At 54.9% G+C, this 14879-nt stretch carries 14 protein-coding genes and 1 pseudogene; 5 read left to right on the top strand and 10 right to left on the bottom strand.

Translation table 11 applies throughout. From position 1 onward, the window contains the following. Positions 1–43: 43 nt before the first annotated feature. Positions 44–268 carry a hypothetical protein gene (locus ACAW87_RS23745; protein WP_370726144.1) on the top strand — a complete coding sequence of 75 codons (225 nt, stop codon included), beginning with the start codon at positions 44–46 and terminating at the stop codon, positions 266–268. Positions 269–351: 83 nt separating this feature from the next. Here the strand turns inward: ACAW87_RS23745 and ACAW87_RS23740 are convergent, their stop codons facing one another. The 10 genes and pseudogenes from ACAW87_RS23740 to ACAW87_RS25785 all read right to left on the bottom strand — a co-directional run. After that, the gene (locus tag ACAW87_RS23740; protein WP_370726143.1) at positions 352–2340 is read right to left on the bottom strand and encodes a heavy metal translocating P-type ATPase; all 1989 of its coding nucleotides are present in this window, start codon (positions 2338–2340) and stop codon (positions 352–354) included. Between the two features lie 8 nt (positions 2341–2348). After that, entirely contained in the window at positions 2349–2969 is a 621-nt protein-coding gene (locus tag ACAW87_RS23735; RefSeq protein ID WP_370726142.1) for a hypothetical protein, read from the bottom strand. Positions 2970–3076: 107 nt separating this feature from the next. After that, positions 3077–3730 carry a DUF1345 domain-containing protein gene (locus ACAW87_RS23730; RefSeq protein WP_370726141.1) on the bottom strand — a complete coding sequence of 218 codons (654 nt, stop codon included), beginning with the start codon at positions 3728–3730 and terminating at the stop codon, positions 3077–3079. Between the two features lie 23 nt (positions 3731–3753). After that, positions 3754–4491, bottom strand: a complete 738-nt coding sequence (locus ACAW87_RS23725; protein WP_370726140.1) for a ZIP family metal transporter — start codon at positions 4489–4491, stop codon at positions 3754–3756. A gap of 24 nt (positions 4492–4515) precedes the next feature. Next, positions 4516–4851, bottom strand: coding sequence for a hypothetical protein (locus tag ACAW87_RS23720; RefSeq protein ID WP_370726139.1), 336 nt, complete (start codon positions 4849–4851; stop codon positions 4516–4518). Positions 4852–4855: 4 nt separating this feature from the next. Next, the gene (locus ACAW87_RS23715; protein ID WP_370726138.1) at positions 4856–6076 is read right to left on the bottom strand and encodes an efflux RND transporter periplasmic adaptor subunit; all 1221 of its coding nucleotides are present in this window, start codon (positions 6074–6076) and stop codon (positions 4856–4858) included. Next, on the bottom strand, positions 6076–10536 hold the full coding sequence (locus tag ACAW87_RS23710) for a CusA/CzcA family heavy metal efflux RND transporter (RefSeq protein ID WP_370726137.1): 4461 nt from the start codon (positions 10534–10536) through the stop codon (positions 6076–6078). The genes ACAW87_RS23715 and ACAW87_RS23710 overlap by 1 nt, the downstream gene beginning before the upstream one ends. A gap of 112 nt (positions 10537–10648) precedes the next feature. Further along, positions 10649–10993, bottom strand: a complete 345-nt coding sequence (locus ACAW87_RS23705) for a DUF6660 family protein (RefSeq protein ID WP_370726136.1) — start codon at positions 10991–10993, stop codon at positions 10649–10651. A gap of 38 nt (positions 10994–11031) precedes the next feature. After that, on the bottom strand, positions 11032–11190 hold the full coding sequence (locus tag ACAW87_RS25790; RefSeq protein ID WP_502918446.1) for a hypothetical protein: 159 nt from the start codon (positions 11188–11190) through the stop codon (positions 11032–11034). After that, positions 11183–11464, bottom strand: a pseudogene (locus ACAW87_RS25785) (four-helix bundle copper-binding protein); the annotation flags it as partial. The pseudogene ACAW87_RS25785 and the gene ACAW87_RS25790, both read right to left, overlap by 8 nt. Positions 11465–11642: 178 nt before the next feature. Between ACAW87_RS25785 and ACAW87_RS23695 the strand changes: the two are divergent. The 4 genes from ACAW87_RS23695 to ACAW87_RS23680 all read left to right on the top strand — a co-directional run bounded on the left by ACAW87_RS23695 (position 11643) and on the right by ACAW87_RS23680 (position 14862). Then, positions 11643–12089 (top strand): HYC_CC_PP family protein, encoded by a 447-nt coding sequence (locus tag ACAW87_RS23695; protein WP_370726135.1) that lies wholly within the window; start codon positions 11643–11645, stop codon positions 12087–12089. 222 nt (positions 12090–12311) lie between these two features. Further along, a complete protein-coding gene (locus ACAW87_RS23690; protein WP_370726134.1) occupies positions 12312–13406 on the top strand; it encodes a YncE family protein in 1095 nt (364 codons plus the stop codon). Positions 13407–13414: 8 nt separating this feature from the next. Beyond that, positions 13415–14278 carry a DUF2911 domain-containing protein gene (locus ACAW87_RS23685; RefSeq protein WP_370726133.1) on the top strand — a complete coding sequence of 288 codons (864 nt, stop codon included), beginning with the start codon at positions 13415–13417 and terminating at the stop codon, positions 14276–14278. Positions 14279–14418: 140 nt separating this feature from the next. Then, a complete protein-coding gene (locus ACAW87_RS23680) occupies positions 14419–14862 on the top strand; it encodes a 5-fold beta-flower protein (RefSeq protein WP_370726132.1) in 444 nt (147 codons plus the stop codon). Positions 14863–14879 lie beyond the last annotated feature (17 nt).

The following is a 14879-nucleotide window of genomic DNA, read 5'->3' as shown; positions in this document are numbered from 1 at the left end:
GTTCTTAAAGGAGTATTCAGTATTCACTATATCAACGTTTAGTATGGCACATGAACATCATAAAGAGGCCGCTTACCACTTCCGTAAAGCTGCCGAGTATCACGAGAAAGCCCAGCAACTTCACGATGCAGGTGATCACGAAAAAGAGGCCCACGAGGCTTATGTGGGCTATGGTCATCACAATTTAGCCGATCAGCATGCACAGGCGGCTGCGGAACACCACGCCGAGACCCACGACACCAGCGGCCACAGCGATCCAGTGGCCTAATTGGCGTGAGTAGATTTCATAGCTCTGAAACAAAGAAACACCCCGCAACCTATAGGCTGCGGGGTGTTTCTTTGTTTCAGAGCTTACTTAAACTTGAGGTTCTGTACCCGCACGGCGTTTAAAATTGCCAGCATTGCTACACCCACATCGGCAAAAACGGCTTCCCACATGGTGGCCAACCCACCCGCGCCTAGCACCAGCACAATAGCTTTGACAACCATTGACAGCGTAATATTCTGCCAGACGATCCGGCGCGTAGCCCGGCCAATGTCGATGGCTGTGGCAATTTTACTGGGTTCGTCGTTCTGAATAATGACATCGGCGGTTTCGATAGTGGCATCCGAGCCAAGACCGCCCATCGCCATACCTACATCGGCCAGCGCGACTACCGGCGCGTCGTTCACCCCGTCGCCCACAAAGGCCAGCTTTGCTTTAGGGTTGCCCGCTAATTCGGCTTTGAGCCGCTCAACTTGGGTTACTTTGTCTTCGGGCAGCAGATCGCCATGCCACTCGTCTACACCCACCTGTTTGGCGACGGCTTCAACCACGGCCGCTTTATCGCCCGACAGCATCACGGTACGAATACCATCGACTTTCAAGCGTTTTACAGCATCGGCAGCATCGGTTTTCACTTCGTCGGCGATGGTGAAATAGCCTGCAAATGTTCCATTAATGGCCGTCATGACGATTGTAAACGGAATTTGAGTCAGGGCTTCATCAAATGATACGTTGAATTTGCGAAGTAGTTTCGCATTGCCGGCCAACATTTCTTTTCCATCGACGATCCCCTTCAGACCATGCCCGGCAATTTCCTCCACGTTGTCAACGGTCACCGACTCGTACCCTTTTCCGGCATATTCAATGATGGCTGTGGCGACCGGATGAGTCGATTTGCTTTCCAGCGCGGCTGTTAAACGCGCTAATTCGGTGGCGTCGAGACTAACGGGTTTGACTTCCTGCACCTTAAAAACGCCTTTGGTCAACGTACCTGTCTTGTCCATGACGACAGTTTTGACCTGCGTCATTAGATCCAGAAACACGGAGCCTTTAAACAGGATACCCTGCTTCGACCCAGCGCCAATGCCGCCGAAGTAACCCAGCGGAATGGAGATCACCAGCGCGCACGGACAACCAATGACCAGAAAGACCAAACCCCGATACAACCAGTCTGCAAACTGATAATCAGCCACAAAGAAGTAGGGCACAACGGTAATCAGTAGAGCCAGCCCACAGATAGCTGGGGTGTAGATTTTGGCGAAGCGGGCAATGAACTCCTGGGTCTGCGCTTTCCGGCCTGTGGCTTGTTGTACCAGTTTAAGAATCCGTGACAGCTTGGAATCCTGATAGAGCGTGGTGACATCCATCTCCACCAGCGACTGCCGGTTAATCATACCCGCTAGTACCGCTTCGCCTTTTTCAATCGTGCGAGGTACGCTTTCCCCTGTCAGGGCTGCCGTATCGAACGTACCAGAGGGAGAACGCATGGTGCCATCCAGCCCTACTTTTTCGCCTGCTTTGATCTGAATCACATCGCCAACGCCCACCGTCGCGGCTTTTACGGTTTGCGCCTGTCCATTTTTGAGTACTGTCACTTCGTCGGGACGTACATCCAGCAGGGCTTTGATACTGCGACGTGCCCGCAGTACGGCGGCATCCTGAAACAACTCGCCGATGGTGTAAAACAGCATGACCGCCACGCCTTCGGGATATTCGCGGATACCAAATGCACCGAGCGTAGCCACGCCCATCAGGAAAAATTCGGTAAAGACATCGCCACGAAGGATGCTGCTCCAGGCCCGTTTGAGCACCGGCCAGCCAACGGGCAGGTAGGCCACCACGTACCAGATAAGCCGGATGGGGTCCTTGAACCAGGATTGAGCGTAATTGTCAAGCGCAATGCCGCCCAGCAGCAGCACCAGACTAATGACGGCAGGGGCGTAGGTACGCCAGGTTTGTTCAGGGCCTTTTTTAGCCGGAGCAGCGTCGGCTGCGGGCGTAGTGCCTTCTTCGATCAGGTCGATATCCTCACCGTCGCCGTGGTCGTGACCCTCATGATCGTGATCGTGTGCCATAAATAGTTTTAGAGTTCAATGAAAAAAGTGAAAATGCCCAGAGCAATCAAAATGCCGCCGGTCAGGCGTTTCTCGTTATGGTCGAGCCAGTGCCAGTTGACGCGGGCCAGCCCCCGGTACGAGAGAGCCGTTAGCCCCACCATACAGGCGATGGTCACAACGGTATAGGTTATGGCCAGTGTGCTGATGGCGGTCCAGCCCAGCGTACCTGCCGTGAAAAAGAACGTTTCAATTTCCAGGCAGGGCGAGAACAGCATGGCCACCGACAGCGTGGTAATGATGGTCGTTTTTGAGCGGCCCGCCAGCCCTTTGGGTACATGTTCGTGGGGAGCATTAGCGTCGTGCATGGCAAAGTAGATCAGCCCCATAAACACCAGCAGCAGCGAGGCAATTAGCCGTGTCTGGGCTTCGAGCTGCTCCGATACCTCCACGCCAATGGCCCCGATGACGATACCCAGCACCACCGTACTGAGTGTATGAAAGAATCCGCTCAGGGCTACCACCCCCAGCGTTTCGCGTTCCGACCAGTTTTCGGCACGGCCAATCAGCACCACCGGCAACCAGTGGTTGGGAATGGCTGCGTGGACCGATCCCAGTAAAACGCTGCCTATCAATAGGTTCCAAAGCATTCGATTGGTGTTTTTCTGGTTGAGTAGGTTCGGGCAAACCGCATATCTATTTTATACAAGTGCCGCTGGATGACTTTCTTTGTTTGCTTTCAGACTGGTTGTGTCATTCATAACAAGCTGGAAACGGCACTAATAGTTAGGGCGATGATAAGTGTGTTGAACGCAAACGACAATAAACCGTGCAGCAGTGTCAGCCGCCGAAGCCGACGGGATGTGATGACCACATCGGAAACTTGAAACGTCATGCCTACCACAAACGAGTAGTAGGCAAAATCGAGGTAGTCCGGCGGCTCGTTACCGGGGAAATCCAGGCCACCCCTGCGCTGACTATCATCGGGGTTATAGTATAAGTGTGCGTAATGCAGCGTGAACGTGCTGTGCGTGAGCAGCCAAGAGCTAACGACGGTCAGACCCGAAAGGGCAACGTGCCGGAGGATTTCTGCCGACGACAACCCCTGTAGTGACCCCAGCAACAGGACTACGGCAAACAAACTCACTAACGCTCCGCCCACGGTAAATAGAAAAATAACTGGTCGGCTTTCGTCTTCCCGCTCGGCAACCTGACGGGCATTAGCCCGGCCAATCACAAGCCAGATCAGTCCCAGTACCACCAGGGCATAGACCAGCCAGCTTACCAGTAGTCGGGTTTGCCAAACCAGCCGATTTGCTGTCAGAAACCAGATCGAAATCCCGACACCCAGAGCGATCAGAGAACGGAATAAGGCAGTTAGCCTAGGTTGGTACGTTGTTTTATTGGGCACGGAAATACGTTTTAAGTGTAGTGTCAGGCAACCATACCCAAAATCAGAAACAGTAAAAAACCACCAAAGAACATAGCCGTTAACCAGGGTTTTTCTTCCGCTTCGTGGGCTTCCACCAGCAATTCTTCGGTCACTAAAAACAGCAGGGCGGCCAAACCAAATGACAACACAAGGTCTAAACCCGTCTCGGGCAGGTTATGCAACAGGGTGGCCCCCGCCAGCGCACTTCCAAAGAACAGGGCCGACATCCCGGTCAGCAAACCCATAATCCGGGCGTTGGACAGCCCTTTTTCCTGCAAGGAGGTAGCGGTAGCCAGTCCCAGCGACAGTACTTCCACGGCCAAAGCGACCGCCAGCAACACGCCTTCTTTGGCCCCGGCCGCGAAGCCAATCCCTAACAGCAGCCCATCTATAAACAGATCGACCCCGATAGCCAGCAGAAACGCCGTTGGTAAGCGGGGCGTTGAAGCGAGGGTCTCTGTTTCGGGGCTTTCCGGGGTTGCGGTCAGGGAACGAATCAACAGCATCAGCCCGATTCCCAACGCGAATCCTACAGCGGTTAGGGCCGGGCTGTGCAGCCTCACGACGTCGGGCAGAATCTCAACCGCTACGACCGAGAATACCACCCCGGCCGCAAAATGCAGAATGGCCGAACGGGCCTGAAGCCCAAAGCGGATAAACAGAGCTAGTAGCCCCCCGCCCGTCAGGGCCAGGGTTGGCAGTAGCGCGTAGGTAATGATCTGTTGAAACAAAGGAGTCATAGCAAAACCGAATAAGAATTTATCTCAATCTGGGTTTAACGTGTAATACACCCGAATCGAAAAATCAAAAGCTTCTCCGTGGGTCTCGATGCCGATGGTCAGGCTTTCCCAAACTGCGAACGTGCGCCCAATCAGGGCTATCTCCGGGTTCTCCGATAGCGTATAGGCATATACCTCCTCGCTCCACAGTATCAAACCTGCTTCATCAGCAATGGATAGTGAAAGGGCCGGGTAGTGGGCGAATGTAAACTCGTTTTCTGATACCAGGTGATCTACCCGCACGCTGCGAATGGCATCGCGGGTGTGCAGATGGACCTTGTTACCCGTTGGCGTTAGTAATACAGAGTCGGTACGTTCCATGCGGTTAGTGCCCATGTTCGCCCCCTTCTTCTCCGCCGGCACTAGCCGACAGAATATCATACGCACCCGTCAAAACGACCTGTGCATCGGCCGCTACGCCAGTGGGCAGCGTGATGGCCCGGTAGCCATTCTGTGTCGCGCCCGCTCGCACGGGCACGGGCCGAAATCGGTAGTGGGTGGTACCTTCGTGGTCTTCCTTACCGGCAAATACAAAAATCTGGCTGTTGTTACCCGATTGAACAACCGCCGGTTCAGGCAGGGCCGGTTCGGTAGCCGCGCCCGTCTCGATCACTGCTTTGACAAACGTACCTGGACGCAGGGCCCCCGAAGCCGGGTTGTCTAAACTCGCATAGACTTTCACCGTGCGGTCAGCGCTGACTTCCCGGTTGATGAGTTTGATGCGCCCCGTCCGTTCGCCCGCTACACCGACGACCGACAACCGAACCCGCTGACCAATCTGCATCCGGGCCAGATCACCCTCAAACACGGTCAGTTCAGCCAGCAGCCCGGCGGTGTTCATGAGTTCGAACAACGCGTCGTTAGCCGCTACGTAGCTCCCCCGGTTTACGTTAACCTGCGTGAGCGTACCGCCGATGGGTGCCCGAACGCTGATGGTGCGGGTGATGGTTTCGGGGGTGAGTTTGGCCGGGTTCAAACCCAGCAGGGCGAGTTGCTGCCGAAGCCCGCCCACCCGCGCCCGCAATGTACCCAGTTGAGCCGTAGCCTGTTGCAGCGTTTTTAGGGCACCCACGTTCTCGCGGCTTAGTTCGCGCTGCCGCTCGTATTCCTGCTGTTGGTAGGTGAGTTGGCTGATCGTTTCTAAGTATTCCTGCTGGATACGGATAAACTCCGGGTTTTCCAGGACGGCCAGCGTTTGGCCCTGCCGAACGGGCGAACCAGCCAGCAAATTGGCTGATTTCAGAATGCCGCCGTAGGACGACGATACCGACACCTGTTGACCGGGCGGCACCGTCAGCGAGCCGTTGACGCGAATCAACTGGCTCATTTGCCGTTGCTCCAACCGGCCCAGCTTCACGCCGACGGTCTGGTACTGGGCCTCGGTCAGTTCGATTAAACCCGCTTCTTCAGCACCTTCGGCGGTGGCGGTATCTGATTTAGCGGTTGCCCCGTCGCTTTTGGCTTCTTCGGGCTTCTGTTTACACGAGGCTCCGGTGAGCAGCGCGAACAAAAGACTATGACTGATAATCAGGTGGATTCGTTTCATTAGTCGATTCGTCCCAACAAAAAGTCGAGATTGATTAAGGTTTGATTTAAGTCATTGAGAGCCGCTAAGTAGCCTGTCTGAATCTCGCTGACGGTTCGGAGGTTTTGCAGCAATTCGACATAGCCGATTTCGCCCGCCCGGTACGCTTTGGTGACCTGCTCCCGAATCAGCGCGGCCTGGGGCAGGGCCGATTCGCGGTAGTAGGTCAGGGCCTGCCGGTCTTTCTGGTAACCCTGAATGGTCGTGGCTACGTCGCCCTCTAAGCTCCGTTGCCGGGCCACGCGTTGCGCTTCGGCCCGTTCTTGTCCGATGCGGGCGGAGGCCACGCGGGCCTTACCCGCTTTGGCGAACAGGGGGATCGAAACGCCCAACTGCCCGTAGGTAAAGCGACTGCCGAATCCATAGAACCGATCACCGGCCCCATTGGGTAGCGTTTGAACGCCCTGTAGCGACTGGTTGGTGAGGCCCACCGTGAAATCGGGTTTGAGCCGGGCGGCTTCCAGGTCGGTTTCGCGCCGGGCGATCTCGATTTGTTGCCCAAGCAGGGTCAGTTCGGGGTTTTGCGCCAGCCACTCCGCATCCACGACGGGCAGCGGTCGCTCGGTCAGGAGCGTATCAGGAATGGTAGGCAGGGCGGGTGAGGCCAGCAGGGTTTGCAACTGCCGGGCCAGAATCTGCGCGTCTAAGGCGTTCTGGCTCAAGGCCGTTTTTGCCTGTTGGCGTTGAACGTCGGCGGCTGTCTGTTCCAATAGCGTTCCCTCGCCGGTTCTTCGCCGGACTTCCGCGCCCCGCGCAATGGCGGCAAATAAACTGTCCTGACTCCGCAGAAAACCCGCCAGCGACTGCACGTACCAAAGCTGGTAGTAGGTGGCTTTCACCTGCCGGGCCAGGTCAGCGCGGGTCAGCCGCCCTTCGACTTCGGCCCCGGCGGTGCGGGCATCGGCCAGCGAACGCAGCCCCCGCACTAAGGCCGGGTTGGGCAACCGCTGCCCCACCGTAAACGACTGGTCGAAATAGCGGCTATTGTACTGCCCCAGCGTCAGGCCAACATCGGTTTTGCCGACATCGCCCGCCGTTGCCCGCAGCGATTGCTGGTAGCCGATGTTTAGTTGCGATACCCGTAATTGAGGGTTATTGGACGATGCCTGTTGCAATGCCTGCACCAGCGAAAGACCGCCCCCATTGCTTGTTTGGGTCGGATTTGGTCGGGCCACGCTTGGCTGCGCCGTGACTTGAGCCTGAGCTGTTAGCAAACCCAACGTACCCAGCCCAATTAGCCCGATCAGCAGCCAGTTCGCTACCGGAACAGGTCCTGTTTCTGGTTTTGCCTGGGGTTTGGATCGACCGAAATTTTTACCAAACCGCCGTTCAATCAGTACATACAATACCGGCAACACAAACAGGGTCAGCAACGTAGCCGTGATGAGTCCGCCAATGACCACTGTGGCTAATGGTTTCTGTACCTCGGCCCCGGCTGAACTCGACAGAGCCATAGGCAGAAAACCCAGCGAAGCCACCGTTGCGGTCATCAGCACGGGCCGCAGCCGCACAGCGGTTCCCTCAAAAATAACCTTCACCAAGTCCGTTTCACCCGCCAACCGTAGCCGGTTGAATTCGCCAATGAGCACGATACCGTTCAGCACGGCCACCCCAAAAAGAGCAATGAACCCAACACCCGCCGAGATACTGAACGGCATATCGCGCAGCCACAAGGCCAGCACCCCGCCGATAGCCGCCAGTGGAATAGCCGAGAAAATCAGCAGGGATTGCCGCACCGACCCGAACGTGAGAAACAGGAGCCCAAAAATCAGGGCCAGGGCCCCTGGCACAGCGATAGACAGCCGGTCGCGGGCTTCGATCAGGTTCTCGAACTGTCCGCCGTAGGTGACGTAATAGCCGGGCGGAAACTTGATCTGAGCGTTTACTTTTTGCTGCAATTCCAGTACCACGCTCTCCACGTCGCGGCCCCGCACGTTAAAGCCCACCGTGAGACGCCGTTTGGCATCTTCGCGCTGAATCTGGTTGGGGCCGGGCCTAAGCTCCACACTGGCCAGTTGCGACAGTGGCACGGCGGGTCCATCGGGCACGGGAATGGTCAGGGCGCGAACGTCTTCGATGCTGCTCCGCTGATTCTGAGCCAGCCGCACGGTGAGGTCATAGCGTCGTTCGCCCTCATACACTAAGCCTGCGCTCTGACCGGCAAAAGCCGCCGAGACCGTTTGGTTCATTTCCTCCACGCTCAGGCCGTAGCGGGCTAGGGCCTCTCGGTCTACCTGTACCACAATCTGAGGTAAGCCCGACACCTGCTCTACATACAGGTCTGTTGCCCCCGATACGTTGCTAACCAGGCCCTTTACCTGACCTGCCAGCCGGGTCAGTTCGGCTAGGTCTTCACCGAAAATCTTGACGGCTACGTCCTGTTTCGCCCCCGAAATCAGTTCGTTGAACCGCATTTGAATGGGCTGCTGAAAGCCAAACTCAACGCCCGGAATAGCTTCGAGGGCTTCGGCCATTTTAGAGGCCAGTTCCTCCATATTGCCCGCTGATGTCCACTCGTCCTGTGGCTTAAGAATCACCATCAGGTCGCAGGCTTCGACGGGCATCGGGTCGGTCGGAATCTCACCCGCACCGATCTTGCCGATTACCTCGCGCACTTCGGGGAACTGCTTCCTCAGTAGCTTCCCTGCCTGCAACGATTTGTCAATGGTCTGGCTTAGCGAACTGCCAGTACGTACCCGGACTTCAACGGCAAAATCGCCTTCGTTGAGTTGAGGAATAAACTCACCGCCCAGCGTGGTAAAGAGCCAAACGGCCCCGCCCAGCAAGGCAACGGATAGTACCAGCACGAGGGTTTTCATCCGCATGGCTCCCCGCAGCACGGGTTCGTAACCCCGGTGAAAAACCGCCATCATCCGGTCGGAGATGGTTGGTTTGTGGGCAATGGTCTTGCTCAGAAACAGAGCCGACATCATGGGTACGTAGGTCAGCGAGAGAATAAATGCCCCCGCAATGGCAAAGGCGACCACCTGCGCCATCGGTCCAAACATCTTACCTTCGATGCCCACCAGAGCCAGAATGGGCAGATACACGATCAAGATAATGATCTCGCCGAAAGCCGCCGAGGTACGTATCCGGCTCGCCGATTCATAGACTTCTTCGTCCATCTGCTCCTGCGTGAGCCTCGATAGTTTGACCAGGCCCAAGTGGTGCAGCGACGCTTCCACGATGATGACGGCTCCATCCACGATCAACCCAAAGTCAATAGCCCCCAAACTCATCAGGTTTCCTGACACGCCAAAGAAGTTCATTAGGCTGACGGCAAAGAGCATCGCCAGCGGAATCACCGAAGCCACAATCAGCCCCGCCCGTAGGTTGCCCAAGAACAGAATTAGGACAAAAATGACAATCAACGCGCCTTCGATCAAGTTTTTAGTCACGGTACCAATGGCCCGACCTACCAGTTCGGAGCGGTCGAGAAACGCGTGAATATCGACACCTTCAGGTAGGGTCCGCCGAATCTGATCAATTCGGGTTTTCACCCGCCCAATTACCTGGTTGGCGTTTTCACCCTTGAGCATGAGTACCAATGCGCCCACGGCTTCGCCTTCGCCGTTGCGAGTTAAGGCACCGTAGCGTACCGCCGAGCCAAACTGCACCGTGGCCACATCGCGAATCAGCACCGGCGTTCGGCCCGCCGTGCGCCGAACCACAATCCGTCCAATGTCGTCTAAGTTGGTCACCAGACCCTCGGTACGGATAAAATAAGCACTCGGTTTTTTGTCGATATAGGCTCCGCCCGTGTTCTGGTTGTTGCGCGAAAGGGCGGTAAACAGATCGCCAATACTCAGGCCATACGAGCGCAGCCGATCCGGGTCGATAGCGATTTCGTACTGTTTCAGCAAACCGCCAAAACTGCTTACATCGGCCACTCCGGGCGTACCCAGCAGTTGCCGACGGACGACCCAATCTTGAATGGAACGCAGTTCGGTTGGCGAGTAACGGTTTTCGTAGCCGGGTTTGGCATAAATTACGTACTGGTAAATCTCGCCCAAACCCGTTGAAACGGGGCCGATGGTGGGTTCGCCTGTACCCACCGGGATTTGGCTTCGGGCATCGACCAGACGTTCGCTGATTTGCTGCCTGGCCCAGTATAGGTCGGTTTTGTCGGTAAAGACAAGGGTAACGACCGACAGTCCAAAGCGCGAAAACGAGCGAATTTCTACGATCTGGGGTATGGTGGCCATCGTTTGCTCGATGGGAAAGGTCACGAGCCGTTCGATTTCCTGAGCCGCCAGCGAGGGGCTTCGGGTGATGACCTGCACCTGATTGTTGGTGATGTCGGGCAGGGCATCGATTGGTAGCCGAGAGAGCGAGTAACCGCCCCACACGACTAAGGCCAGCGTAAACAGGCCAATAATGAGTTTATTCCGAATGGAAAAACGGATAATGGAATCCAGCATAAACGGATCTGAACAAATGGATAATAGAAGGATGCCATACACGCGCTAATCGCACAACCAGCTCTATCGAGCCAGGTATTGCGGAGTAATCAGCAGTGAATGGAAAGGGGGTTCAGACCCGGAGTTTGGGGGGTTGCCAGATGGCCGTAAGCGTATCGGACAAGGGAGCCGACACGTAATGAAACGAGACTACATCCATCGGTACGATTTCGACCGAAGGTAGGAGCGAGTAGCTGAAGTGGCTGAAAACGGTAATAGTGGCCGTGCAGCAGGCGCAGGTACAAAATGGTGAACAGGCATCATGCTCGTGGTGATGACCGGCATTCGACTCCGTAGTTGTGACAGACAAAACCATAGCTATCCCCGACTGCCCGGTAAGGAGCAGCGGTTCATCCGCACAGGGCCAAAGGGACAGGCCGAGGAGATAGACGGACAACAGGAGGGTCAACCACTTCACAGCAGCAAAGGTACGGTAAAGACTTATGCAACAGGTAGTCAAAAAGGAAACCGAATAACCCGCTCCTGAATAAAGTAAGCGGGGTATTCAGCAAATCGATGGTTAGGCTGCCATGCTATGCGCCCCTTGTGCCATTTGGCGGCAAGCCTCGGCGCACCGGCGGCAGGCTTCAGCGCACTGCCGACAATGGTCGGCATGATGGCCGTGTTTTTCGCACTCAGCCGCGCAGGCTTCGCAGATATGAGCGCATAGCTGACAGACATCAGCCGCGTGCTGACTACCGCTGGCCATAAAGGAGATGGCCATGTAGCAGATTTTGGCGCAATCACGGTCGAGCCGAATACAATCCACCATCATAATCACGTCTTGTTCGCCGAGACAGGCTTCGGCGCAGGCATCGCAGCTCACGGCGCAATCCTGACAAGCGTCGATGCAATCCTGGTATTGTTGGGAGGCCAAAGAAGTTGCCATAGTCGTTTTTAGTTTGGTTTACCTTCATTCCAACTGATAATCAGTAGATAAGTTGAATAGACTTTCCCGTTGGCTATTAATTTGGGCAACTTCCATAAATTTTGTAATTACCCTAGCGAATCCTGTAAATCATTCCTGTTTCAAAGCGTTTACCTTTGTTCCCGTAAACGTGTATCGAATGCGCACACCTCTTCATACCCAACTCATTTGTTGCTGGCTGGCCATTCTGGTTCTGGTGAGCAGCATGGGCTTTGGTATGGTAGAGCACTGGTGTCAACTGCGCGGTCACTCGAAGACCCTGCTGGAAGCCCAAAGAAATTGCCCTAAACATTGCCAATCTGACGAAGTATCGGCTCCGGTTTCAGGCGAGCCAATCGTCAAAAGAGCAGCCTGCTGCAAAACAACGCTCACCTACGAACACCTCGACGTGAGCAGTTTTGTCGCTGACTATCATCCGTTACCGGCTCCTCAGCCAGCGGATTTTCTACCTAATCCCCAATTCCGGCTTTTGCTGGCGGCTCTGCTGCCTTCCCCTTCGGCGAAACCCGTTCCCTCTCTGGCCGACACTCCCCTTTATCGAACGGGTCGATTTCGGCTGACTTCCCTGTGTACCTGGCTTATTTAAGCCACCAATTCCTGTGCTTACTCGCTGGCGGACGGATTTAAACGTCCCTGTCGGCGGGTTTTCTGTGCGGTCCCGCTGAATGCGGTTATCCGCCCACGCAACTAGCAGCTGTACCGGCCAAAACGTCCCCTACGGTTTGCTTTTGTCCAACCTGAGCGGTTCCTAAAGGAACCATGCTTTCGGTTGCCTGTCAGAAAATATTTCCACTAAACTATCTTTTTTATGAATAACCGGATCACCGGGCGGTCGTTGTCGATGGCGGCCTTATTGCCCCTGCTGGGATTGTCGGCATGCAATATGCACGATATGTCGTCCATGCAAGCTGAGCTAAACATCAACTATCCGGCTGCTTACGTAGTCAACGCCGAGGGAAACAGCCTATCGGTAATTGACCTCTCAAGCCGGCAAGTGAAAGAAACCATCTCCTTCGGCGAAGCGTCGGGCGGGCATGGCGGCATGACGATGACCGATATGGTCATGTGGCCGCACCACATCTATCTATCTCCCGATGGCAGTAAACTCGGCGTGGGCGTACCGGGTATGGACCTCAGCGCAGGCCATGCCGGTGGCACGTCGGGCATGAAGGGCCGAGTGCTGGTGGTAGATCCTAAAACGGGCGCGACGACGGTCAATCAGCAAACACCGGTGATGAACCACAACGCCGTGTTTTCGGCCGATGGTTCCGAAATCTGGACCTCGCAGATGGATGACGCTGGAAAGGTATTAGTGTATAATGCCGCAACGATGGCTCTGAAGAATACCATCGCCGTTGGCATGGAACCCGCCGAGGTAACGATGTCGGCTAATGGTCTCTATGCATTCGTAGCTAATGGTATGAGCAATTCGGTCTCGGTCATTAAAGTCGCCGACAAGTCGGTTGCCAAAACCATTCCGGTGGGCGATGACCCGGTAGGAGCCTGGCCGGGAGCCGATGGCAAAATGTACGTTGATAACGAAAAAGGCCAAAGCATTAGCGTGATCGACGTAGCGACCTTATCCGTTGTGGAAACGGTTAAGTTGGGTTTCACGCCTGGTTACGCGGCTTATCATCCTACCCGTAACGAACTCTGGGTCAGCCAGGCAGGCACGGGAACCAATGTTGTCATTTTTGAGCGCATGAATGGTAGCTGGATGAAGATGAGTGAGGTTCAGACGGGCCTTGACGCTCATGCCATTGCCTTCTCCAAAGACGGTACAACGGCTTACATCACCAATCAGGGGGCGGCTACGGTATCGGTGGTAGACGTGGCCAAACGCACTAAAATCAACGATATCACAGTCGGCAAAAAGCCTAATGGTATTGTACTCAAATACTAACACGATTCATGAACTCACGACACAAGGCAATTGCATCGTTCGCGCTTCTGGCGGGACTCTTTTCTCAACCAGCTCTGGCGCAACTGAGCTTACCGGAACCATCACCATCGGCGACGATCAAACAGAAAGTTGGCTTCACGGACCTGACCATCGCCTATGCACGTCCGGCGGTAAAAGGCCGGACTGTCTTCGGTGGGCTGGTGCCTTATGGTAAAATCTGGCGCACAGGTGCGTCCGATGCCACGATACTCACGATTACCGATCCGCTAACGGTTGGTGGTAAACTCCTCCCTGCCGGTAGTTATTCGCTCTTTACCATTCCAAATCGAGGTGAATGGACCATCATTCTCAACAAGCACGTTGGTGGCCACGGGCTGGATGGGTACGATGAGAAAAACGATGTGATGCGGTTCTCCGTCAAAACTGATTCATCGGCCCGGTTTTATGAGTCGTTCACCATTGAGGTGCAGGATTTGGTCCGTAACCAGGCTACCATCTTTCTGACCTGGGCGAATACATCGGTCTATTTCCCCATCGTCAGCAATGCCGACGAACGGATTACAGCGGAGATTCAGGACCGCATTACCGTCAAAAAAGAAGATAAGCCCGGACTGTACTATCAGGCCGCGCTGTACTACTTCGATCAGGAGAAAGATACAAAGCAAGCCCTGACGTGGGTAACGAAGGCGGTCGAACTGAAACCGGCGTTCAACTACCTGCATCTTAAAGCTAAGCTCTTAGCCCGCGCAGGTGACTACAAAGGGGCCATTGCAGCCGCCCGTAAATCGGCAGAGGTGGCTGGTCAGGAAAAATTTACGGAGTACGTCACGCTCAACAACCGGCTCATTGCTGAGTGGGAAAAGAAGCAGTGATTTTATGAAAACGCACAATAGGCTCTACGATGTGGGTTTTCGACAGATTACTCAGACCAGTTAGGTCAACACGCTCCTCGGAATACTGGCTTTGCACTATGCAGTCAAGCCTGTTTAATCACTCAAACACAAATAATACCATGAAAACCAAACTAACCGTATTTATGATGTTGGCCCTGCTAGTGGCCCTGCCTTCGCTGTTGTTCGCTCAATCGGCCAACTACAAACAACCGATGAGTATTAACGCCACCGGGCAGATCAAAGATGGGTCCGGCAAAGCCGTTGGCACAGTTTCCAAAGACCAGATGATTATGGATGCGAAAGGCCAAAAAATCGCCTTTGTAGATGGACAAGGCAACCTTGTGGATGCGAAGACTGGCAAAAAAATGGGCAAGATCGGCAAAGACGGCAAAACCTACATGAATGCGAATGGCGAGCTGATGTTCACTATTAAGGACAACCCAGACAATACGTGCGACATTTTCGATGCGAAGGGCAACAAGATTGGTAATGTCCATGACAGTTACAAAGGCTCAGCCTGTGCGTTGCACTGCTTCCAGGCGGGTCATACCCACATGAAATAACCGGTAAGCCACAACTC

It is taken from the genome of Fibrella aquatica (assembly GCF_041321135.1).
Taxonomy (GTDB): Bacteria; Bacteroidota; Bacteroidia; order Cytophagales; family Spirosomataceae; genus Fibrella; species Fibrella aquatica.
The sequence above is the reverse complement of the archived record's forward strand: the minus strand, read 5'-3'. Positions and strand labels throughout refer to the sequence as shown.

Excerpts from the sequence above, each read along its gene's own strand:
- ACAW87_RS25790 (WP_502918446.1), bottom strand. The coding sequence starts at position 11,190 with ATGCCGACCATTGTCGGCAGTGCGCTGAAGCCTGCCGCCGGTGCGCCG.
- ACAW87_RS23745 (WP_370726144.1), top strand. The coding sequence starts at position 44 with ATGGCACATGAACATCATAAAGAGGCCGCTTACCACTTCCGTAAAGCT.
- ACAW87_RS23715 (WP_370726138.1), bottom strand. The coding sequence starts at position 6,076 with ATGAAACGAATCCACCTGATTATCAGTCATAGTCTTTTGTTCGCGCTG.
- ACAW87_RS23710 (WP_370726137.1), bottom strand. The coding sequence starts at position 10,536 with ATGCTGGATTCCATTATCCGTTTTTCCATTCGGAATAAACTCATTATT.
- ACAW87_RS23735 (WP_370726142.1), bottom strand. The coding sequence starts at position 2,969 with ATGCTTTGGAACCTATTGATAGGCAGCGTTTTACTGGGATCGGTCCAC.
- ACAW87_RS23695 (WP_370726135.1), top strand. The coding sequence starts at position 11,643 with ATGCGCACACCTCTTCATACCCAACTCATTTGTTGCTGGCTGGCCATT.
- ACAW87_RS23690 (WP_370726134.1), top strand. The coding sequence starts at position 12,312 with ATGAATAACCGGATCACCGGGCGGTCGTTGTCGATGGCGGCCTTATTG.
- ACAW87_RS23685 (WP_370726133.1), top strand. The coding sequence starts at position 13,415 with ATGAACTCACGACACAAGGCAATTGCATCGTTCGCGCTTCTGGCGGGA.
- ACAW87_RS23680 (WP_370726132.1), top strand. The coding sequence starts at position 14,419 with ATGAAAACCAAACTAACCGTATTTATGATGTTGGCCCTGCTAGTGGCC.
- ACAW87_RS23740 (WP_370726143.1), bottom strand. The coding sequence starts at position 2,340 with ATGGCACACGATCACGATCATGAGGGTCACGACCACGGCGACGGTGAG.
- ACAW87_RS23725 (WP_370726140.1), bottom strand. The coding sequence starts at position 4,491 with ATGACTCCTTTGTTTCAACAGATCATTACCTACGCGCTACTGCCAACC.
- ACAW87_RS23720 (WP_370726139.1), bottom strand. The coding sequence starts at position 4,851 with ATGGAACGTACCGACTCTGTATTACTAACGCCAACGGGTAACAAGGTC.